Origin of the sequence: Pseudomonas chlororaphis (genome assembly GCA_001023535.1) — a bacterium.
Classification (GTDB): Bacteria; Pseudomonadota; Gammaproteobacteria; order Pseudomonadales; family Pseudomonadaceae; genus Aquipseudomonas; species Aquipseudomonas chlororaphis_E.
In genome coordinates this window covers 5,446,641-5,468,047 of the sequence record CP011020.1, presented here as the reverse complement: position 1 = coordinate 5,468,047, position 21,407 = coordinate 5,446,641, and the positions used below count along the sequence as shown (strand labels likewise).

Annotated in this window: 20 protein-coding genes and 1 pseudogene; 5 read left to right on the top strand and 16 right to left on the bottom strand. The window is 63.4% G+C overall.

Features of this window, described 5'->3' with window-relative positions:
- Positions 1 to 68: 68 nt before the first annotated feature.
- The gene (locus VM99_23860) at positions 69 to 791 is read left to right on the top strand and encodes a biopolymer transporter ExbB (protein ID AKK00952.1); all 723 of its coding nucleotides are present in this window, start codon (positions 69 to 71) and stop codon (positions 789 to 791) included.
- A 1-nt stretch (position 792) separates the two neighbouring features.
- Complete coding sequence (locus VM99_23855) at positions 793 to 1,194, top strand: biopolymer transporter ExbD (GenBank protein ID AKK00951.1); 402 nt, start codon at positions 793 to 795, stop codon at positions 1,192 to 1,194.
- 95 nt (positions 1,195 to 1,289) lie between these two features.
- Here the strand turns inward: VM99_23855 and VM99_23850 are convergent, their stop codons facing one another.
- Together VM99_23850 and VM99_23845 are read right to left on the bottom strand one after the other, a co-directional pair.
- Positions 1,290 to 1,796, bottom strand: a complete 507-nt coding sequence (locus VM99_23850) for a DoxX family protein (GenBank protein ID AKK00950.1) — start codon at positions 1,794 to 1,796, stop codon at positions 1,290 to 1,292.
- A 151-nt stretch (positions 1,797 to 1,947) separates the two neighbouring features.
- On the bottom strand, positions 1,948 to 2,892 hold the full coding sequence (locus VM99_23845) for an AraC family transcriptional regulator (protein AKK00949.1): 945 nt from the start codon (positions 2,890 to 2,892) through the stop codon (positions 1,948 to 1,950).
- A 211-nt stretch (positions 2,893 to 3,103) separates the two neighbouring features.
- On the opposite strand from VM99_23845, the gene VM99_23840 reads away from it, so the two are divergent.
- A complete protein-coding gene (locus tag VM99_23840; GenBank protein AKK00948.1) occupies positions 3,104 to 3,868 on the top strand; it encodes a short-chain dehydrogenase in 765 nt (254 codons plus the stop codon).
- Between the two features lie 51 nt (positions 3,869 to 3,919).
- Here the strand turns inward: VM99_23840 and VM99_23835 are convergent, their stop codons facing one another.
- The 4 genes from VM99_23835 to VM99_23820 are packed head-to-tail and all read right to left on the bottom strand — an operon-like array spanning position 3,920 to position 8,121.
- Positions 3,920 to 4,321, bottom strand: coding sequence for a hypothetical protein (locus tag VM99_23835; GenBank protein ID AKK00947.1), 402 nt, complete (start codon positions 4,319 to 4,321; stop codon positions 3,920 to 3,922).
- 18 nt (positions 4,322 to 4,339) lie between these two features.
- Entirely contained in the window at positions 4,340 to 5,557 is a 1,218-nt protein-coding gene (glcF, locus tag VM99_23830) for a glycolate oxidase iron-sulfur subunit (GenBank protein ID AKK00946.1), read from the bottom strand.
- 3 nt (positions 5,558 to 5,560) lie between these two features.
- Entirely contained in the window at positions 5,561 to 6,622 is a 1,062-nt protein-coding gene (glcE, locus tag VM99_23825; GenBank protein AKK00945.1) for a glycolate oxidase, read from the bottom strand.
- The gene (locus VM99_23820) at positions 6,622 to 8,121 is read right to left on the bottom strand and encodes a glycolate oxidase subunit GlcD (protein ID AKK00944.1); all 1,500 of its coding nucleotides are present in this window, start codon (positions 8,119 to 8,121) and stop codon (positions 6,622 to 6,624) included. The genes glcE and VM99_23820 overlap by 1 nt, the downstream gene beginning before the upstream one ends.
- A gap of 233 nt (positions 8,122 to 8,354) precedes the next feature.
- Here VM99_23820 and VM99_23815 point away from each other — a divergent pair, with 233 nt between their 5' ends.
- Complete coding sequence (locus VM99_23815) at positions 8,355 to 9,122, top strand: transcriptional regulator (GenBank protein AKK00943.1); 768 nt, start codon at positions 8,355 to 8,357, stop codon at positions 9,120 to 9,122.
- Positions 9,123 to 9,236: 114 nt separating this feature from the next.
- On the opposite strand, the gene VM99_23810 is transcribed toward VM99_23815, so the two are convergent.
- Positions 9,237 to 10,196 carry a LysR family transcriptional regulator gene (locus VM99_23810; GenBank protein ID AKK00942.1) on the bottom strand — a complete coding sequence of 320 codons (960 nt, stop codon included), beginning with the start codon at positions 10,194 to 10,196 and terminating at the stop codon, positions 9,237 to 9,239.
- 99 nt (positions 10,197 to 10,295) lie between these two features.
- Between VM99_23810 and VM99_23805 the strand changes: the two genes are divergently transcribed.
- Positions 10,296 to 11,036, top strand: coding sequence for a short-chain dehydrogenase (locus VM99_23805; GenBank protein ID AKK00941.1), 741 nt, complete (start codon positions 10,296 to 10,298; stop codon positions 11,034 to 11,036).
- 74 nt (positions 11,037 to 11,110) lie between these two features.
- On the opposite strand, the gene VM99_23800 is transcribed toward VM99_23805, so the two are convergent.
- The 9 genes and pseudogenes from VM99_23800 to VM99_23760 all read right to left on the bottom strand — a co-directional run bounded on the left by VM99_23800 (position 11,111) and on the right by VM99_23760 (position 21,407).
- On the bottom strand, positions 11,111 to 12,052 hold the full coding sequence (locus VM99_23800; protein ID AKK00940.1) for a transcriptional regulator: 942 nt from the start codon (positions 12,050 to 12,052) through the stop codon (positions 11,111 to 11,113).
- A gap of 372 nt (positions 12,053 to 12,424) precedes the next feature.
- On the bottom strand, positions 12,425 to 14,221 hold the full coding sequence (locus VM99_23795) for a hypothetical protein (protein ID AKK00939.1): 1,797 nt from the start codon (positions 14,219 to 14,221) through the stop codon (positions 12,425 to 12,427).
- A 4-nt stretch (positions 14,222 to 14,225) separates the two neighbouring features.
- A complete protein-coding gene (locus VM99_23790) occupies positions 14,226 to 15,218 on the bottom strand; it encodes a hypothetical protein (GenBank protein AKK01850.1) in 993 nt (330 codons plus the stop codon).
- Positions 15,219 to 15,333: 115 nt separating this feature from the next.
- A pseudogene (locus VM99_23785) lies at positions 15,334 to 16,245 on the bottom strand (hypothetical protein).
- An 18-nt stretch (positions 16,246 to 16,263) separates the two neighbouring features.
- The gene (locus tag VM99_23780) at positions 16,264 to 17,523 is read right to left on the bottom strand and encodes a hypothetical protein (GenBank protein ID AKK00938.1); all 1,260 of its coding nucleotides are present in this window, start codon (positions 17,521 to 17,523) and stop codon (positions 16,264 to 16,266) included.
- Between the two features lie 13 nt (positions 17,524 to 17,536).
- Complete coding sequence (locus VM99_23775; GenBank protein ID AKK00937.1) at positions 17,537 to 18,439, bottom strand: hypothetical protein; 903 nt, start codon at positions 18,437 to 18,439, stop codon at positions 17,537 to 17,539.
- Between the two features lie 47 nt (positions 18,440 to 18,486).
- Positions 18,487 to 19,506: a hypothetical protein gene (locus VM99_23770; GenBank protein ID AKK00936.1), complete on the bottom strand. Its 1,020-nt coding sequence runs from the start codon at positions 19,504 to 19,506 to the stop codon at positions 18,487 to 18,489.
- A 10-nt stretch (positions 19,507 to 19,516) separates the two neighbouring features.
- Positions 19,517 to 21,025 (bottom strand): hypothetical protein, encoded by a 1,509-nt coding sequence (locus VM99_23765; protein ID AKK00935.1) that lies wholly within the window; start codon positions 21,023 to 21,025, stop codon positions 19,517 to 19,519.
- Positions 21,018 to 21,407: a cupin gene (locus VM99_23760; GenBank protein AKK00934.1), complete on the bottom strand. Its 390-nt coding sequence runs from the start codon at positions 21,405 to 21,407 to the stop codon at positions 21,018 to 21,020. Before VM99_23760 ends, VM99_23765 begins: the two co-directional genes overlap by 8 nt.

Below are 21,407 nucleotides of genomic sequence, written 5' to 3'. Positions count from 1 at the left end.
CACCGCGGGCCACCTGGCAAAAGGCGCATCGCTAAAACCGATCCATTGTCTTGTTGGAGAACCCGAGCATGAACCTGATTGCATCCCCCTTCGAATCCACCGAACACTCCGTCATCTGGCTGTTGATCCTTTTTTCCGTCGTGACCTGGGGGCTCGCCCTGTTCAAGGGCGTGCAGTTCACCCGTCTCAAGAGGCAGGATCGAACCTTCCACAAGCGTTTCTGGGCAGCGTCGAGCCTGGACTCCGCCGCCGAGCTTGCCCACAGCCAGCCCGGTGCCGCCGCCCGTGTCGCGTTGGCCGGTTATGCGGCGATCCAGGTCAATGACCCGGCCAATGCCGACCTCAGTCAGTCGATCAACCATCAGGACCGGCTCGAAAGGGCCCTGCGCCAGCAGATCGTGCGAGAGCGGCGCTCGCTGGAATCCGGGCTGGCGATTCTCGCCAGTGTCGGCAGCACCTCGCCCTTCATCGGCCTGTTCGGCACCGTCTGGGGGATCATGTCGGCCTTGAAAGGCATCAGCGCAGCGGGCTCGGCAAGCCTTGAAACCGTCGCCGGCCCGATCGGCGCGGCGCTGGTTGCCACGGGTGTGGGGATCGCCGTCGCGGTGCCGGCGGTGCTGGTCTACAACTACTTGCTGCGTCGCCTGAAGCTGGCCGCCGCCGACCTCGATGATTTCGCCCACGACTTCTACAGCCTGGCGCAAAAACACGCGTTCCGAGTGCTGCTGCACCCGGTGCTGAACAAGTCCGGGGCGACCGTCGCCGGCCAAGCTGTCAAGGAGGCCTCCTGACATGGCCTTCTCCACACAAGACAGCGATGAAGTGCTCAGCGAGATCAACGTCACACCCTTGGTGGACGTCATGCTGGTGCTGCTGGTGGTGTTCATCGTCACCGCGCCGCTGCTGACCAACGCGATCCCGATCAACCTGCCCAAGACCGAGTCGGTGGCGCCGGTGGAGCAGAAAGACCCGCTGGTGGTGAGCATCGATGACAAAGGCAAGGTGTTCATCGACAAGGATGAAATCCAGGCGGATCTGCTCGAAACCAACCTGCAGGCGGCCAAGGCGAAGAACCCCGAGGTGCGCGTGCAATTGCAGGCGGACAACGGGGTGAACTACGGTGAAGTAGCACGGGCGATGGCTTCGATCGAACGGGCGGGGATCACCAAGCTGTCGGTGATTACCGCGAAGTAGGGGCGCGCGCATCTGGCGCTACTTCGTCGCCGCATATCCCGGAGCCTCGATAGGGTCATGGGATAGAACGGCGTCGGGTGTGGTGATGGGGTGGGTCAAGGAATCTTCCTTGACCAAGAAGGCCCGATTGTAACCCGCAGCAGGTGGGCATCCGCTGAGTACGCTCCGCCGCCGCGCGCCACGAGGTAGAGTGCAAGGCATCCCATCAACACGGGAAACTCAATGCCCCGGTCTATCCAGGGCCAGGTCGGCCCGAGCGCGTAACTGATGGCAAGCATCTGAACGGCGATCAGCAGCGCGACCCCGCGGGTGGCCAGACCGATCGCCAGCATGACGGCGCCCACTGTTTCCAGCAGCATGACCAGAACCGCCAACTGTGTGGCGAACGGCAATCCCATCACGTTCTGGATCAGGTTGATCGATGCGGCCATCGGGTCGGCCATCGAGCCGTGGGCCGTGCCCAGGGCCTTGGGCAGTCCGTGGGTGAACAGCACGAGCGCGAAGACAGTTCGCAGCATGGCGTACAGGTACGGTTCCAAGCGCAGGGCCCGGGCGTTGAGGGCGGCCAGGGCGGCGCGTAGCGTTGGGTTTGCAAGGTGCATGGCAGGTCCTTCGCGCGGCGGCGGGTGACAGGGGCTGGCAAGCATCTTTACGGTTTGGGCCCAGGCGATAAACCCTGTGCGATTGCCATGTGTATTCAACAGCGAAGAACAATCGGCCCATGCAGAGACCGGCATGCGTCCCATATACCGATCACGCCTGGCGGTAGGCGCTGGGCGTGATGCCCACTTCTCGACGGAACACCTGGGAGAAATGGCTGGCGCTGGAATAACCCACCTCCAGCCCGATGTCGATGATGCTGCGATCGGTCTCGAGCAGCAGATGGCGGGCACGACTCATCCGCAGCCGGATGAAATACTGCGAAGGCGACAACCCCGTGGCCCGCTTGAACACCCGGCTGAAGTGGTACTCGCTCAAGTCGGCGATCCGGGCCAGGTGTGCAAGGTGGAAGTCATCGGCCAGGCACGCGTTCATCGCCGTGAGGACGCGGCGCAACTTGTAGGCCTGCAACCCATTGTGGCGTCGCTGGCCGCTGTGCGCGGCGCTGTAGCGACGGATCAGGTGCACGGCCAGGGCCTGGGCCAGACCGTGCACGAACAGCGGGCTGGGTTGGCGTTCCTCGATGAGTTCGACGCGCAACTGATCGAGGATGAAGCTCACGCGTTCGTCCCGTGCTCCGGAGAGGTCGGCAAAGCTCACTGGTGCGCAATGCTCGCCCAGCAGGTCACGGGCAGCCTGGTCGATCAGTGGCAGACCGAGGTACAGGTGCATCACCTCGAAGGCGTCACAGTCGATGGTTTGCCAGCGCATCTCGTAGGGTTCGTGGGTGTGGGTGAGGAAGAAGTCGCCAGCCTCGACCTCGGCGGCTTCCCACGCCCCGTCGAGGGCGCGTTCCTCGACCTTGGCCCGGCCGGCCAGGACCAGCACCAGCAGCGGCTCCACCACGGCCGGCACCCGTATCGGCTCGACAACGCTGTGATGGCTGAACAACTGCACTACCACGTCCTGCAGTTGCGGGTGCGAAGGCAACGCCTGCGGGGGGGCCGGCAGGTGCTGCGGCATCGATTCGGCCGGGATGCGCGGCGTATCACGGGCGGCCAGGTCATCATGTTCAGGCGGGTGCACGGCAGGCTCCATCGACAAACCCTCAGAGAGGGCGGGCGTCGACAGGGTAACGCAGAAGACGCCGAGCCAGGCATTCACGCCAGCGCAAAACCCCGACAGCGCAGGCAAGCCTGCGAAAGCCCGGCGCGCCCGGGTGCGAGACAGTGAAACCGTCGATCACGACAGCGCCCCACGGGCGCCGAGCCGGCGAATACCTCACCGGCTCGCAACGCAGGAGAACATCATGACGGATATCAAGCACGGTCTACCCCACGAAGTCGAAGGCAAAGTCGCGCTGGTCACCGGCGCCGCCAGCGGCATCGGCAAGGCGATTGCATTGTTGCTGCATGGGCGTGGTGCCAAGGTCGTGGCCGAGGACCGCAACCCCGCCGTCGAAGACCTCGCCCGTCCCGGGCTGGTGCCCCTGGTGGCCGACATCACCGAAGACGGCGCCGCGGAGCGCGCGGTCGGCCTGGCCGTCGAGCAGTTCGGGCGGCTGGACATACTGGTCAACAACGCCGGCATCATCATCAACAAATTGGTCATCGACATGACCCGCGACGATTGGGAGCGCATCCAGGCCGTCAACGCCACTGCGGCGTTCCTGCATTGCCGCGAAGCGGTCAAGGCGATGATGCCCAACCGCGCCGGGGCCATCGTCAACATCGCGTCCTATGCCGCCTATTTTGCCTTTCCCACCATTGCCGCCTACACCGCGTCAAAAGGGGCGTTGGCCCAACTGACCCGCACACTGGCGCTGGAAGTGATCGAGCATGGCATTCGCGTCAATGCCATTGGCGTCGGTGACGTGGTCACCCACATCCTTGATGAAGTGGTCGACGACGGTCCGGGTTTCCTGGCCCGGCACGGCGAAGCCGCCCCCATCGGGCGTGCCGCGCAGCCCGAGGAAATCGCCGAAGTCGTCGCGTTTCTCGCATCCGGCCGCGCGAGTTTCATGGTGGGTTCGGTGGTCATGGTTGACGGGGGAATGACCGTCACTGCGGGTTGATCGCTCCGGTGGACGCCCGGTAATGGTCCCTCGAGGCGGGTCGCGTGCTCTTCAACCCAGGCACTGCGCGCCGGCCTTGGCGACCTGGGCGTCCTGTTCGGCCTTGACCCCGGACACGCCGACGGCGCCGATCACGTGGCCGTCGACAATGATCGGGACGCCGCCCTCCAGTGACGTCAGCAACGGTGCGGACAAAAAGGCCTGGCGTCCACCGTTGACCATCTCTTCATAACCTTTGGATTCGCGCCGGCCGAGGGCCGAGGTGCGGGCCTTTTCAGTGGCGATGTAGGCGCCTATGGGCGCACAGCCATCGAGGCGTTCCAGGGCCAGCGGGTGACCGCCGTCATCGACGATCACGATGGCGACGGCCCACTGATTGCGGTTGGCTTCATCGCGGGCGGCCGAGAGGATCCGGCTGACTTCGTTCTGGCCGAGTATGGCTTTGCTTTTCATGGGCGGCTCCAGGGTGGGTTAAGGCAACGCGGCTTCGACCCACTCGATCCAGTGTCGGACCGGGGTTCGGCCGGCCCCGTCAAGGTGGGACTGGCAGCCGATGTTGGCGGTGACGATCACGTCGGGGCGCCCGCTTTCCAGGGCGTTGAGTCTGTTGTCGCGCAGTTGTCTCGCCAGTTCGGGTTGGGTGATCGAGTAGGTCCCCGCCGAGCCGCAACACAAGTGGCTGTCGGGGACCTCTGTGAGCTCGAAGCCGAGCTTCGTCAGCACTGCCTCGACGGCGCCGCCCAGCTTTTGCGCGTGCTGCAAGGTGCACGGGCAGTGGAATGCCAGGCGCTGGTCGCTGTGCACGCGCAGGGTTTGCAGTGGTTCTTCGCGCAGCACTTCAACCAGGTCCTTGGCCAGGGCGCTGACTGCCTTCGCCTTTTCGGCGTAGACCGGGTCGTGGCCGAGCAAATGCCCGTAGTCCTTGATGAATGCGCCGCAACCGCTGGCGGTTTGCACGATGGCTTCGGCACCGTTCTCGATGCTCGGCCACCACGCGTCGATGTTGCGCCGGGCACGATCCAGACCCGCGGCCTGGGCGTCGAGGTGATAGTCCACGGCACCGCAACAACCGGCTTCGCCCACGGCCGTCACACTGATCCCCAGGCGATCCAGGACCCGCGCCGCCGCCGCGTTGGTATTGGGTGACAGGCTCGGTTGCACACAGCCTTCGAGCATGAGCACCTGCCGGGCATGGCGGCTGACCGGTCGTGGCTTGGCGGCAGGCACGTGGCGCGGCACCTTGGCGCGCAAGGTGTCGGGCAGCCATGGACGAAACACCCGGCCGCCGCCCACCAGCCCCTTGAACACACCGGGGTTGGGCACGACCGTCCGCAAGCCCTCGCGCAACAGGCGTTGGCCGAGCGGCCGTGCCACCGCCGAGTCGACCACGGCGCGGCCGATGTCCAGCAGGTTGTGGTAGTCGACCCCGGAGGGGCAGGTGGTTTCGCAGTTGCGGCACGACAGGCAACGGTCCAGGTGTTGCTGGGTCTTCGCCGTGACCGGGTTGCCTTCGAGCACTTGCTTGATCAGGTAGATGCGCCCCCTCGGCCCATCCAGTTCGTCGCCGAGCAGCTGATAGGTGGGACAGGTGGCATTGCAGAAGCCGCAGTGCACGCACGTGCGCAAGATGCTTTCGGCCTCTTCGGCGCGAGGCAGTTGGCGAGCCGCTTCACTCAAGGTGGTCTGCATGGTTCAAAGCTCCGCGTACAGGCGTGCGGGGTTGAAAATGCCCCGGGGGTCGAGTTGTTGCTTGAGGTTGCGGTGATAACGCAGCAGGGCGCTTGGCAACGGCTGGAACGGACTGTCGACCAGGCCATGGCTGTAGCAGGTCACGTGGCCGCCGGCGCCTTCGACGATCTGGCGGATGAATGGGGCTTCGGCGCCGGACTTGAGCCAGCGCTGGGCACCGCCCCAGTCGATCAATTGCTTGCCAGGCAAGGGCAGCCACGGCGTGTTATGGGGTACGGACAGACGCCACAGCGGATGCTCTTCATTGAAGAAATCCAGGCGCTGTTCGTTCAGGCTTCGCCAGAATGAACCGTCCAGCCGCTCACCGCCCAAACGGTCGCGGGCGGCTTTGACCGAGCCTTCGCCACCTTCGAGGCGCAGGTGCAGCCGCGTTCCGTCATGACAGGCGGCGCTGATCGGCAGCGGTTGTTGGCCCCATTGCGCCAGCCGCTGCAAGGCCTGCTGGCTGTCCATCTCAAGGCTGATGCTCAAGGTTTGCCGAGGTTTGGGCAGCACCTTGAGCGACACTTCGGTGATCACCCCAAGGGTGCCGAAACTGCCCGCCATCAGGCGCGACAGGTCGTAGCCGGCGACGTTCTTCATGACTTCGCCGCCGAAGCGCAACAGCTTGCCCTGGCCGGTGATGACCCGGGTGCCGAGGACGAAATCCCGCACCGAGCCGGCCCAGGGGCGACGCGGTCCGGAGAGCCCGCTGGCAATCATGCCGCCGACCGTGGCGTCGCCGAACGACGGTGGTTCACAAGGCAACATTTGCTGCGCAGCGTCCAGCACCTCGGACAAGACCTGCAAGGGCGTGCCGCAACGAACGGTCACCACCAGTTCCGTCGGGTCATAGCTGACGATGCCCCGGTGCGGGCGAATGTCCAAGAGTTCGCCCGTGACCGGACGTCCCAGGAAGGCCTTGCTGTTGCCGCCCTGGATCCGCAACGCGGTGGCGTTTTCCAGCGCCTGGTTGACCTGTTCGAGCAACGTGTCGCTGGCGTCCCTGTCGAGTGCGCTGTGCATCAGAAACGCTCCAGTGCAGGGAAGGGCAACTGCCCCAGGTGCACGTGCATGGCGCCAAACTCGGCGCAGCGGTGCAGCGTCGGGATGTTCTTGCCAGGGTTGAGCAGGCCGGTGGGGTCGAAGGCGGCCTTGACGGCATGGAACACCGTCAATTCGTCGCTGTTGAACTGCGCGCACATCTGGTTGATTTTCTCGCGGCCCACCCCGTGCTCACCGGTGATGCTGCCGCCGACCTTCACGCACAACTCGAGGATCTTGCCCCCCAGGGCTTCAGCGCGATCGAGCTCGCCCGCCTGGTTGGCATCGAACAGGATCAGCGGGTGCATGTTGCCGTCACCGGCATGGAACACGTTGGCCACCCGCAGGCCGTATTCGGCCGACAGCGCGGCAATCGCCTGCAACACGCCGGGCAGTTCCCGGCGCGGGATCGTCCCGTCCATGCAGTAGTAGTCCGGCGAGAGACGGCCCACGGCCGGAAACGCGTTCTTGCGTCCGGCCCAGAAACGCACGCGTTCGGCCTCGTCGCGGGCCTGGCGTACTTCGGTGGCGCCGGCCTGTTCCAGTACCTGGCGCACGCGGTCGCAGTCCTCGTGGACGTCCGCTTCGACACCGTCGAGTTCGCACAACAGGATGGCGTCGGCTTCCACCGGGTAACCGGCATGGATGAAGTCTTCGGCGGCGCGGATCGCCAGGTTGTCCATCATCTCCAGGCCACCGGGGATGATGCCCGCGGCAATGATGTCCGCCACCGCGCGCCCGGCTTTTTCGACCGAGTCGAACGCCGCCAGCAAGACCTTCGCGGTCTGGGGCTTGGGCAGCAACTTGACCGTGACCTCGGTGATCACCCCGAGCATGCCCTCGGAACCGGTGAACAACGCCAGCAGGTCAAGCCCCGGTGAATCGAGCGCATCACTGCCCAAGGTCAGTCGTTCACCCTCGACAGTGAGGATCTCGACCTTGAGTAGGTTGTGCACGGTCAGGCCATATTTGAGGCAATGCACGCCACCGGCATTTTCGGCGACGTTGCCGCCGATCGAGCAGGCGATCTGCGAGGACGGGTCCGGCGCGTAGTACAGGCCGAAGGGCGCGGCGGCCTGGGAAATCGCCAGGTTGCGCACCCCGGGCTGCACGCGGGCGGTGCGGGCGGCCGGGTCGACATGCAGGATATGGTTGAAGCGCGCCATGACCAGCAACACGCCTTTTTCCTGCGGCAGGGCGCCGCCCGACAAACCGGTCCCGGCCCCCCGGGCGACGACGGGCACCCGTCTTTCGTGACACAGCGCTAACACGCCCTGGACTTCGTCGACATGACGGGGCAGCACCACCAGCAGGGGCGTGGTGCGATAGGCCGACAGCCCGTCGCATTCGTAAGGCATGAGTTCCTCGCGCTGGTGCAGGATCTCAAGCGCCGGCAAGCGCGCCTGCAAGGCTTGCAGCAGCGCGGCTTTATCCACCTCGGGCAGCACGCCGTCCACGCGTTCATCGTAGAGAATGTTCATAGTCGGCTGACGACACTCGTTGTTGTTATGGGCAGTCAGATTCCGGGGGTAGCTGACTTGCATGATTGGACCGAGGCGATCTACTGTCTATGGCTTGCGAGAGTGGTCGAACCAGTTTTTGCCCGGCCATCTTTTTGTGAAAGATGAAAAGCCATCTAAAAACAATCGGTTGAATGGCATAGGCTGCATGCTTGAGATCCCTGGCTTAGCTGGTCATACCAGTGGGAGGCTGAATGGACGACACCCGGAGCCGTCACGCGCTTCAAGTGGCCGATGTGGTGTGCGAGCGTATCGAGCGCTTGATCGTGGACGGCGTGCTCAAGACGGGGCAGTTGCTGCCATCGGAGCGTCGGCTGACAGAAAAACTCGGTGTCTCGCGCACCGCGCTGCGTGAGGGCCTGAAGCTGTTGCGCGCCCGCGGGATCATCGAGACCGAGCAGGGCAAGGGCTCATTCGTCGCCGACCTGTCGGGCAACAGCGTCGCGTCGCCGCTGATGCACCTGTTCAGCTCACAACCACGCACGCTGTACGACCTGTTCGAGGTCCGCAGCCTGCTCGAAGGCGAATCCGCCCGCCTGGCCGCCTTGCGTGGCACGGAGGCCGATTTTGTCCTGATCACCCGCAGTTACGAGGCGCTGCTCGATGCCCATGCGCGTTCACTGGAGCCCTCCGAACACGCCCGGCTCGACCACGCGTTTCACCTGGCGATCTGCGAGGCGTCGCACAATCCGGTGTTGGTGCAGACCTTGCGTTCGTTGACGGACCTGCTGCTCAGCACGGTGTTCGCCTCGGTCAACAACCTCTACCACCGCGAGCCGCAGAAACGGCAGATCGATCGCCAGCACGCAAGGCTCTACAACGCGGTCACCGGGCGGCTTCCCGAGCAGGCGCGCAAAGCCGCTGTCGCGCATATCCAGAGCATCTGCGACAACCTCAGGGAAATCGAAAGCGAAGAGCAACGCCTGGTCCGTGCCACGTTGCGACTTGAGGGATGGACATGAGCCCGCCCTGTTCATTCGGGCGTTGGCGCCGAAGGTGAGATCCGGCTCGACCGCGAGCCGTGCGATCAATTTACGGCTGATGCCCTGAACGTCAGTTAGCCAACCGCCGCCTGATCAACCCAGCCGCGCGGCGACCGCCTGATTCACCGCCTCATCCCAGGCGGGCGTTTCAGGGAACAACTCAAGCACAAAGGCGATGAAGGCTTTTACGTTGGGGCTCCCACGCCGGCTTTCCGGCCACAGGGCGGTGATGGAAAAGCGCTCCACGGTGAACTGGGGCAGGATCGGAACCAGTTCACCTCGGCGAACATAAGGCGCGGCCACGTAGTGCGGCGTGATGCCGATGCCGCCTCCCGCTGCCATGATGGCTGCTACCGCGTCGCTGACATCCACGGTGAATGCGGCGTCGGGGCTCCACTCCAGCACTTTGTCGCCGGCCTGGTAGGGCCAGCGCAAAGGCTGCCCGGTACTCTGGTAGCGAAAATTCACGCACTCGTGTTGCGCCAGTTGCTCGACGGTGGTCGGCGTGCCATTGCGGTCCAGGTAGTGGGGTGAGGCAAACGCACCAATTCGATGGGGCCCCAGGGGCCGCGACACCAGGCGCGAGTCGCTGGGGTTGCCGACGCGAATGGCCACGTCGATCCCTTGCTCGATGATGTCGCAATACGGGTCGCCAAGCCGCAGGTCGATGGCCAGGTTGGGGTATTGCTCACGGAACCTGGGCAACGCCGGCGCCAGGATGTTCACGCCGATGGGGAGCGGGGCGGTGACTGTCAGCACACCTGAAGGCTCGGCGCGGGAGGCGACCGCGGCCTGGTCGATCTCTTCGACCTCTCGCAGGATTCGCAACGCCCGCTCGTACAGGTCCCGCCCTTCGGGTGTGAGGGTCAGGGAGCGCGTGGTGCGGGTGAAGAGCATCAAGCCGAAGTGCTCCTCAAGCCGCTGCACGCTCTTGCTCACGGCCGAGGGGGATACCGAGAGCGCCCGGGCCGCAGCGGTGTAGCTGCCCAGCGAAGCGGCGCGCGCGAATGCGATGAGGCCGGTCAGCCGGTCCAGTCCAATATGTGCCTTCATGGCACTAGTAAAGCGACTTGCGCCCCAATTATCAATCTACGTTCACGATCTTATGCTCCCTCCATCGAACGCCATCCAGGCGTTCCACTGGAGACTCCCATGACGCTCACCCCAGCACTTGCATCCAATCTTCTCGGCCGCACCGTGGTCATCTTCGGCGGTACATCGGGCATCGGCCTGGCCGCCGCGATACAGGCCAAGGCTGCCGGCGCCAAGGTTGTGGTCATCGGCTCGAATGCGGCCCGTGCCGAGCAGGCGGCGCAGGCACATGGCCTGGATGGATGGCGCGCAGCCGATGTGACCCACCGTGAGGCGCTGGAAGCGGCGCTGGCGGATATCGCAGTGGTGGATCACCTGGTGCTGCTCGCCGGTACGTTCGTCACTGGAAGCATCATGAGCGCTGACGTCGAACATTTGCGCCGGGCGTTCGATGAGCGTATCTGGGCGTCCATCAACGCTATCCGTGCCCTGGGTGACAGGCTTTCCAAGGCGGGATCGATCACCTTCATCTCGGGCGCACTCGCCGATCGGCCTAATGCCCATGGCACTGCCGTCATCGGCGCGGCCTCGGCCGCCATGGAGTCGCTGGCGCGGGGCCTGGCCCTGGAGTTGGCGCCGATTCGCGTCAACACGCTGTCGCCCGGTCCGATTGACACACCGATTTTCAGCAAGGCATTGGGCGAAGGTCGTGACGCTTACGTGGCGTCCCTGGAGCAGGCGCTGCCGCTTAAGCGCATTGGCACGTCGGCGGAAGCCGGCGAGGCGGTGGTGTTCCTGATGGGCAACACGTTCATGAACGGTGCCGTGCTCAACGTCGATGGCGGTGCTCGACTGGTCTGACCCTGGTCCCTGCGTTCGAGAAGCTGTCGTCCTGACAGCTCACCACCACGGAATGATTGTCCCGTGTCGGCGCGTCAGTCACACGCGTAATCGGGTTGCCGGGATTGTGCGGATGACTCGCTGACTTTCAGGAACAGGCTGACTTCGGCCTTTATCCAGTTGGCGAAAATGTTGATCTTCCAATCGTCTGCCTGTTCCAGCGTGCTGATCAGGTAGTAAGCCATTTCGGTATGGGTTGACGCCGCAAAGACCGGTACCACATGCCCGGCCTTGATCGCCGGCCGGGCATAGACGTCGCTGACCAGGGCCAGCCCCTGGCCCGCGATGGCCGCGTCAATCAACAGTTGCTCATCGGTGAAGCTGCTACCGCGCCGCGAGCGGCTGTCTTCGATGCCGTGGGCTTTGAGCCAGAGCTTCCAGTTCGAGCGGCTGGCGTCCTGAAGTAGCGGGTAGTGCAGGCAATCGGCCGGTTGTTCTATTCGTCGGCCTGTCTTGAGCAACGCCGGGTTGCCGATGGGCAGGGTCTTGGGTGTCCACAGTTTTTCGCTGTGATGGCCCGGATGCACGCCCTGGCCATGACGAATGGCCACGTCGATGCCATCGCGGCGTAAATCCGCCGGGTAATGGGAGGTCGACAAGTTGATTTCGATGTCGGGCCAACGTTGTTGAAACCGGGTGAGTCGCGGGATCAGCCAGGCGCTGGCAAAGGACAGGGTGGTATTGACTGACAGTCGGGCGGAACGGGTTCTGAAAGATTCGAAGTCTTCCCAGACAGCTTCGATATTGTTGAAAGACACGGCGAGTTGATCCATCAAGTTTCTTCCGGCACTGGTCAGGCTAATCTCTCGGTGAGAGCGTTCAAACAGCTTGACGGACATTCGGTCTTCGAGGCTTTTTATTTGTTGACTGATAGCGCCTGGGGTAACGCAGAGTATGTCAGCTGTTTTTTTCATACTGTTGTGTTTGCAAACCTCGACAAATATATGGAGCGATGATAATGGCATTGATCGGCTCATCGTTCAGTCCTTGTTTTAATTTAGCCGGGGCGTGTTCCGTGCTGCTAATCAGAAGTACCGTTATGTCGAGGCATGACTTCTCCCTCCACCTTCCAAGAGGGGTGAGCGGGGCGATAAGGTATGACTCGAAAAGGAACGTCCGTGGGGTCAGGAAGTGTTGAATGAAGTCAGCATTGAGAGTCCCTTTCTAATGGCGTGTCGTTGCTCTGTTGTGGTGCGCCGGGTCCCCCGGTAGCGGTTGTTAGATATCTGGCGCCAACGCCTGGCGGGCCCTGATGAGAGTGGCGAAGTTTTCGTACGCTAATCTCAAAGGAAGGCCTGTTGCAAGCGTGTTAAAAACCTCTATGTTTTGCGATAGAGGAAACTGAATATTTAAAATATTTCACTGAAGCGGTGGTTGAAATGGTTGACGGCATTGCTCAGGCTCTTGTCAAGTGCCGCTGAAATGCGTGAAGGGGCATTGGAAGGTACGTAGTGATTGTAATAACTGGAACCTTCCAGGACCGGCCCGAATATATAAATCCGCTCACGCAAATGCGCGTGCACGAATTCCGGGTGGTGGGCGGACGAAAAGTCGCCATAAGCCAGCGGAGAATAGCTCGACGGTTGCTCGGTTATGGCACTGAGCAGGGTGTGCAGCTCACGCTGGGTGGCCTGGGTACTGAGGTTGGCTTTTATCAGATGCTCGAACTTAAACTGCTGGTAGTCGGGCTTTTCCAGCGTGACAGTGAATGTCTGTGTATCGGGATTGTAATGCTCGGCGGCTGCATAGCCTGGCAGCAGCTCGACCACCCCACTTTGTATCAAGGCAATCAATTCTGCATGCCGTTCTTTTTGTGGGCCGGCCACCAGCCGATTGATCAGCGGGCAATACCGCGTGAAAAAGGCCTGGTGGGACGCCGGGGTCAGGCCCCGATGATCGATGGCGTGGCATAACTGATTACGCAGGTCGCGCCAGATTTCCAGTGACTTCTTCAGCGGGCTGCGCCGGCAGCCCAAGGCACTGGCGTGCACGTCCTCCTGGAGCTGGCTGACGAACCACTGCGGGTACGTGTCGGCCGTCAGGTGGGGAGGTGGCGTGCAGGTCAGGATGTCCTGGGGCGTGTAGGGCCCGTATTCGCTGGCCAGGCGATCAAAGGTGGCCGATAGGGTTCCAGTGGCCTGGGCCGTTTGCACCTGCTCCCAGACCTGTTGGTAACGTTCCTGGTAGCGATACGCGTTGCGCTCGTCCTGACCGGCGCAGGCGCAGTAGTACGCGGCCGTCATCTCCTGGTAGAGCAACGGGAGCAGGTCTTTCTCGAAATCGAGTCTTCGTCCCGGGGCCTGGTCTCTGAGCCGGTCGATCGCCGCGTGCGTCAGCAGCAGCGGCTGATAGCGGATGACCGCATCGTCCACCTCCGGCCTGGCGCGGTAGGGCATGCCGGAGTTGCTGTACAGGCTGATGCGCGGTTCCTGGCCAGAGGGTCGGTAGCTCAGGCCACCGGCGGTGTGCTCGAAGACCCCGCCACGGCCCGTGGTCAACGCCGCCACCACGTCCATGGCGGTCAACCCGACACCCTGGACCGCCACGCTCGAATCGCTGGCGATGTCTTCCAGGCTCGCCGGAAGCGGGTAGGGCCGGATAAAGGGGGCGGCGTGGGTCCCGCTCGGCAGCACCCCGTGCCCGGTGCACAGCAGCAAGGTGTCGTAGGCACCGCTCACGATGGGCGATGCGAGCAGCCTGAAGCGTCCGTCCGGTTCTTCTTCGACGCCGCGGATCAGGCGGCACGACGTCTCCAGGCGCACGTTGATGGGAATGTGCTCCAGCAGCCGGGTGAAGTACCACTGCAGGTACAGGCCCAGGTACCGGCGGGGCAGGAAGGCGAAGCGATCCTGTTCGCCACTGATGGCCTCCGGGTGCAGGTGGGCGACCCACTCATAGAGCGAGGGCCGGAAGGTGTGCCGGGGGAACAGGGTAAAGTCGTCGTCCTCGAACATGGAGAGCTGGCCGGCCACCGTGTTGAGGCGCAGGTAGTCCGCCTGGTCGCAGCGATGCACCCCCTGGCCCGGAGCCTGGGCGTCGAAGGCGTGGACGATCACGGACATGTTGGGGTGACGCTTGGCCATGGAAAAGGTCTTGGCCAGGGCCAGCAGGCCGGTGGCACCCATTCCGATGATTGCAATGCGCATGGTTTCAACTCCAGCGGAGGGTGGATTCAAAAAAATCGGTCACCGGCACGCTTTGCTGTTGCGCCTGTGCGATGTCGAAGATTTTCTTGCCCAGTGCCACGTCGAGCACGCCCAGGCCAAACGGGGAAAAGATCATCGGCCGGGACGGGTCGGGGTTGCGCTCGCCGAGCACCAGTTGCGCGAGGGTGCCGTGGATGAAGTCGCGATGGCCGACCTGTTGTTCCGTCAGGTGCAGCGAGGTGTTGGCCTTGAGGCAGTGTTCGATGTCATCGGTCACGTTGAACGCGCCGAGGATCTGGCTGGGCGCCAGGTCGCGCAGGGAGATGTTGAGCAGCACGGTCCCGGCCTTGAAGGCATAGCGCTCGTCGATATAGGGCTGCGCGGCATTCGTGGCGAGTACCACGACGTCGTTTTCCAGCGCCTGCTCAAGCGTGTCGAGCACGCGGCAGTTGAACCCCAGCGCGAGGGCGTGGGCCCTGAAGGCCTGGGCGGAATCGGCGTCGGTGTCGTGGATCAGCACTTCGCCGATGGCCCAGCGCGAGACGCGGAATTGCTCCAGGATCGTGCGGGAAATGACCCCGGCACCGACGAACGATAACCGCGGGATCTCGCTGCGTTGGCCCAGCAGGCAATGGGTGGCCAAGACCGCCGAGGCGGCCGTGCGCACGGCGCTGATGATCGAGGCTTCCAGCAATGCGATGGGATAACCGGTGGCGAGGTCATTGAGAATCAGCGTGGCCGACGCTCGCTGTAGGTTGTGCCGTGTGTTTCCGGGAAAGCTCGCGATCCATTTGATCCCGGCGACCTTGTCCGCACCGTCCATGCAGGCGGCGGGCAGGGCGATGATCCGGTCTGCCGGGCTGTCCTTGAACCGCAGGAAATAGCTGTCCGGGTTCTCGGTAGCGCCGCGATGATGCTGCAGGTAGGTCTCCCGTACCGTGTCCTGGGCCAGGTCGGGAAACTGCCTGAGGACTTCGCGAACGGTGCTGCCTTTCACGACATGCAAGGGGGGTGTGGTCGAGTGCGTGGCGTCATGCATGGGCGTATTCCTTATCGCTGGCAAGGATGTCGGGACGGATGCGGTTGAAGTCGTAGTCCGGGAAGCGGGCGCGCACCCAGTCGTCGTTGTAGATCGTGTCCAGGTAGCGCTCGCCGGCATCCGGGGAGATGGCCACGACGGTGGCGTCGGGATGGATGCGGTCCTTCCAGGCCATGACGCCGGCCAGGACGGTGCCGGTGGAGCCGCCGAACAGCAGGCCGTTTTCCCTGGCCATGTAGCGGCACATTCGGATGGTGTCGACCTCCTTGATGCTCTCCATGGCGTACAGGTCGTCGGCGCGGAACAGCGGTGGCATCTGGCTGGACCCCAGGCCGGGGATGTGGCGTTTCCCCGCCGGCCCGCCAAATGTCACCGAGCCCAGGCTGTCCACCGCGACGATCTTGGTGTAGGGGCTGTACTTCTTGAAGAAGTCGATGCACCCCATCAGCGTGCCGGTGGTTCCGGCGCCCACGAACAGGTAATTGACCCGGGTGAAGCTGTTGAAGATCGAGCTGGCGGTGGTGCGGGCGTGGGTCTGCGGATTGGCCGGGTTCGAGTACTGGTTGAGCCAGAGGCAGTTCGGGTCGGCGGCGATTGTCTGCCGGACGTAGGCGATGCGGGTGCCCAGGTAGCCGCCGTTGGAGTCCTTGGTGTCCACCTGAACGATCCGCGTGCCCAGGGCCATCATCAGCTTCAGGTTGGACTGGGAAATGTTCGGATCGCACACGCAGACGAACCGGTACTTGCGCTCGGCGCAGATCATGCTCAAGGCCACGCCCAGGTTGCCGGAGGACGATTCGATCAGCGTGGTATTGCGGTTGATCAGCCCCTGTTGTTCCAGGCTCAAGACCAGCCCCAGGGCCGTCTTCATCTTGATCGAGCCGGCGGCGTTGAAGTAGTCGAGTTTCAAGGCGCAACGGATACCCAGGCCCTTGATGGTCAGGAATACGTTGTCAAACACGATATCGGAGGAAGCGTTATACATGTCGACACCTTCGGGCGTTCAGAACAGGGAATGGGTCAGGATGCCGGCGCGCATCGCCAGCAGGGAAAAGGACTGGCCCTCTCCGATGCCGTGGGAGCGTTCGGAAAGGCCATTGACGAAAATCGCGGGCTGGAACGACGCAGTGGTCGTCAGCTTGTAGTTCTGTTCCACCCGCACGCCGTTGTCGCTGCCCAGGCTCAGCCAGGGTTGCAGTTGGGACAGGAGCGAAGGGATGTAGTCCTGCTGGTAGCCTGTCCCCAGGATGACGTAGTCGGCGTCAAGGCTGCTGTGTTCCTGGGTGTAGGGGTCGCACAGGTCCAGGGTGACTCCGGCTTCGGTGGGCGAAGCCGATTCGACCTGGGTGAAGATTTTCAACGCCAGCCGTGGCTTGTTGCTGACCAGGCCTTCGTAGAACAGTGAGTACAACGCCTGGCTTTCGTCGACATCGATGCCCGAGTAGTTGGTGGACTTGACCTCTTCGAGGATCATCGCTTTTTCGGCCTGGCCCAGCTTGTGGAAGTACGCCACCCGCTCGGGATGGAAGGCCTGGTTCGGGAACTGTCCCAGTTGGGCGATCTTGAACCCACTGCTGCGGTGGATCGAAGTGACCTGGGCGTTCGGGAAACGGTTCAACAAGTCGACGATGGATTCGCCTGCGCTCTGCCCGGAACCGATCACGGCAAAGGACCAGGCGCCCTGGCGGTCAAGGCGCCCCAGGCTGCTGAGATAGCGCGAGGTGTGGATGATCCGGGCGCTGTCGAGCTGGGCAAACTGCCGGGGGATGTTGGGGGTGCTGCCACTGGAGAGCACCAGGTTGCGCGTCAGGTACTGGCCCTTGGAAGTCATGACCCGCAGCAGCGTGATCTCGCCGTCTTCCATGACCGGTCGGATCTCCTGCACCTCCTCCTCGTAATGCACGTGCGCGGCAAACGCCTGGCCGACCCAGGACACGTAGTCGGACCACTCGTTGCGACTGGCGGGGCGACCCAGGAGGCCGAACTGATAGAGCCGGCCGTGCTCCTTCAGGTACATGGCGAACGAGTGCCGGCTCTGTGGGTTGCGCGGGGTCACGAGATCGCGCAACAGGTGGTGATTGATGTCGGTGCCATCGAGCAGGAATTCCGGGTGCCAGGCGCAGTTGGAATGTTTTTCCAGGAACAGGCATTGACCCGTTTCCAGTGGCCGATGGGGGGCTTCTTCGAGCGCGCACGCCAGGGCAATGCCAGCGGGGCCGAAGCCGATATTGATCATTTCGTAGTAGTCGGGAGTTCCCTGCATGAGGCACCTGTGATCAAGCAAAAGTGAATGGGACGAAACGTTGATTGCGGACTTTCCAGAGGGCGGCTCGGGTAAAGCGGTTCTCGCCGTCACGGAATTGCACATCGCCCATGACGGTGGCGAAGGTGGTGGTGTGCAGGGCGTCGAGCATCGGCCCGCCATGCCTCAGGGCGCTGGCGATCTGCAAGGCCGCCAGGCTTTCCTGGTAATAGGTTTCGCCGGCGGACAGCCCGACGCCGGCAGTTGCCAGGCCAACGATGCCGAGGCTGTCCAGGGCATCGGTCTGCTCGATGAACCAACTGGAGAGCGCGTCGTCGGTGAGGTAGATCGGCCGGTCGCGCAGCTGCTCCGGCAGCGCGTTGACGTAGCGGATGCTGTTGTTCAGGCGCCCGCAATAGACCACCGCGTCGGCGCGCTCGGGCGACATGGTGAGGCGCAGGGTGGTGCGCTCGAGAAGGGTCGTGAGGCTGCGCGCCAGGGACTCACCGTGCGCGGTCGAGTCGTGCGTGAGCAGCACGCTGGCGCTCGCGCCATGGGTGAGCAACTGCCTGGCCAGCAGCGTCATCAGGTCGTTATCCGATGGGCACAGGCGAAAGGCGTGGGTGAGCGTGCCAACCAGGTCCTGCTTGGTCGCTGCCGGGAGCAGCACCGCAATGCCCGCCGCTTCGTAGAGGGGAAGGGCGCCGGCCGCCGCGTCCGATGAAAAATGCCCGACCACCACGTCGGCTCCCCGGCTGATCAGTCGCCGGGCCGCGCGGCGCCCGCCTTCGGGGCTGGCATCGTCATCTTCGAAGATGAACGTCAATCCGGTGGTGTCGTGGGTGTTGATGAAGTGGTTGATGGCCGCGAGGAAGGTGCGTGCGTGCACTGTCCTGGCGCTCTCGAAAATGGCCGATATACCGATGCAAAAGGGCATGGCTGTCCCTCCCTGGACGTGGATTCAAGGTGTGCGACGAGGGGGTGTTAACGTAATCGGGCGATCTGGTCGTAGAGGCGCGATGCGATCGGGTAGGCGTACTTGTAGCCCACCCCATTGAGGCCGGTCGCCAGCCAGATACGCGAGCCTGGGTACTGCGCGCCCAGCCGGGGCAAGCCGTCGGCGGTGTACAGGTCGGTTGCCAGGTCCATCGACAGCAACGAGTACTCATCGGTCTCGCCCAGCAGACCCCGCAGCCGCTGTCGACAGTCTTCGACCATGAGGCGCAAGTGCCTGCGGTCGCCTTCGATTTCCTCCAGGCTCGGCCTGATGGCCGTGGTGCTTTGCAGCAGCGTGTCGGACAGCGGCAGCGCATAGGTGCCGGCGACGAAGTCGATGCACGGCAGGGTAGGAACCGACGGGCCGCGGAACTTGAAGTACGGGAGGGTGCGCACCTGGCTGACGTCGATGAGGCTCAGCGCCGGGCTGCCGGCACCGGCCGCGTTGATCACCCAGCGTGCCCGGTAAAGGGTTTCCTGGCTGTGGATTTCGACGTGGGTGTTGCGCTCCATCAGGCGCTGGACATCGCAGCGCTCGATCAGGCAACCGCGCTGGCGCAACGCCGTTCTCAGGCCGTTCATGGTCGAGTGCACATCGCTGACCGCGGCGGTGGCCTCGTGGTAGTACGCGCCGCTGTCGGTGACGGGGCGGCCCACGAGCACTTGTGCCTCGTGGGCCGAGAGCCGCCGCAACGGCGCGTCGCTGGAGGGTGGCGGGCCGTCGGCGGGCAGGCGATAAAGCGCGCCGGTGACCGTTTCGTGGCGGCGCATAATGGCCTCCACTTCGGTTTCGCCGGGCTTGAGCCCGACGACCTGGGCCATCCGCGCCAACGCCGGGTTCGGCTCGAACGTCCGGCAAATGCCGCCGGTGTGGGCGGTCGCGCCGGCATAGCCGCAGCGGGTCCGCTCCACCAGCAAGGTGTCGATGCCGCGCTCCGACAACAGGGCGGCGGTCGTCAACCCGATGATTCCGCCACCGATGACGGCCACTTCGAAGTCGCTGTTCATGGCAGGCGTCCTAGATGGAGTAATCGAGGAAGTTAGCGTTCATCAGGTTATCCAGGACCAACGCCTCGTTGATCGAACAGCGCTTCTGGATCTGCCGGGACAAGGTCGGCGTGATCGGTGCGCAGATACACGACGCCAACGCCACCAGGTAGTACAGCGGTTGCTCCGCTTGCAGGCGTTCGTACGCCATCTCGTAGAGCTCCACCGCCAGCGCGGCCAGGTTCCGGCTGGAGAAACTGTCGGCGCTGGTGACCGCGGACCAGCGGTTGTACACCTCGCACAACAGCTTGTGTTCATTGCGTTGCATGCCGTCGAGCCAGAAGTGCGGCGACTCTTGCGTGGCCGCGACGGTGAGCGTCTCCAATGTGTTTTGGTAGAACGTCTGGTGCCATTCGACGAATTGGGTTTCGACGAAGTCGCTCTCTTGCTCCTCGGGCGCCAGCAGGGCCATGTACAGCCTGACCGAATCGGTGTCGTAGTCGCTGACCAGGTCGCGGATCCAGATGGCGTGGTTACGGCTGGTGGAGAGGTTCAGGCCGTTGAGCTTGAGGAACATGTTGGTGTAGAGGCGCTGTTTTTTCTTCGCGTACGGACTGCCGGCCAACAGGATCGGGTAGGCGATCCCGTGGCTGTAGAGGCAGTCATAACCCAGGAAACCCACCAGCGTCGTGTCGTCGCTGCGCCAGAAACTGTCGAACAGCTCCGGGGTTTGCTGGTTGACCGTGAAGTGTTCCCGGGTCGCCGCGATGTACCCGGCCATGCCCATGAACCAGGTGTGCACCTTGCCCAGGTGCGGCTGGCCGATGTCCAGGCCCGCATCGCCATGGCGGGTGATTTGCCAATCCTCGGGCGTGGGGGCCAGTTCACGCTCCACGAAGGCCCGCGAGTTGAGGCGCACGGCACTGTCGCCCAGCCAGGCGCGCAGCTTGTGCACGTTCTTGCCGATGTTCAGGTAGGCATGGTCCTTTTCCACCCACTCGTGTTCGCCACCACAGAGCTTGCAGCGGAAGTTCTTCATGTACAGGTAGTTCGGCGCGCAGGCACATTCTTCGCACTGGCTGGCGTCGGAGTCCTGGCCGCAACTGCTGCACTGGCCGCGGCCGAAGGCTTCGTAGCCCCAGACGTTGCAGGCCCGGCAGAAGGGCGCCAGCACGGTTTTCTGGTAGATGTTGCGATCGTTGACGCCCTGGTGATAAAGCTCCAGCACGGCGTCGCGAAAGCAGGTGTTGTCCAGGGACCTCATCCAGTGATCGACTTCGATACCGGCCATTTTCAGGCTGAGGTTGATCTTGCGGGTGTTCTCTTCGCCGATCTGCGCCGGCTCGCGCCCTTGCTCGCGGCCCCGGCGCAACATGTAGGACTGGTAGTCGTCGGAGTAGGACACCAGCACGCAGTCGTGGCCTTTCTGGCGCTGGGTCCGGGTGAAGATATCGGCACTCAGGAAGGGGCCGGCCAGGTGCCCGATGTGCAAGTCGCCGTTGGGGGTTGGTGGTGTGATAGTGACGATGAATTTAGACATTCTCGGTCTCCAGGTGAGCGATATCGGCCTTCATGTAGTCACCGGCGATGAACTTGTCCCACCAGATCACGTAGAAGTGAAAGTCTTCGTCACTGTCGTTGATGACGTAGTGGTTGGTGTGCTTGGGGATGGCGGCGATGTCGCCGGCCTCGAACAGGTAATGCGTATCGCCGATGACCAGCCGGCCCTGGCCCTTGAGGGCGATGAAGATTTCCTGGTCGATTTGCACGTGGGGTTCGCTGCGGGTGTGTGGCCTGACCACGCACCATCCGGCGGCGAACGGCATCGGATAACCGTCCCAAGGCAACAAGCGCTTTCCGTCCAGGTCGTACTCATGCACCAAGGCGGACCAATCCATTTTCCTGAAAATTTCAAAACCCAT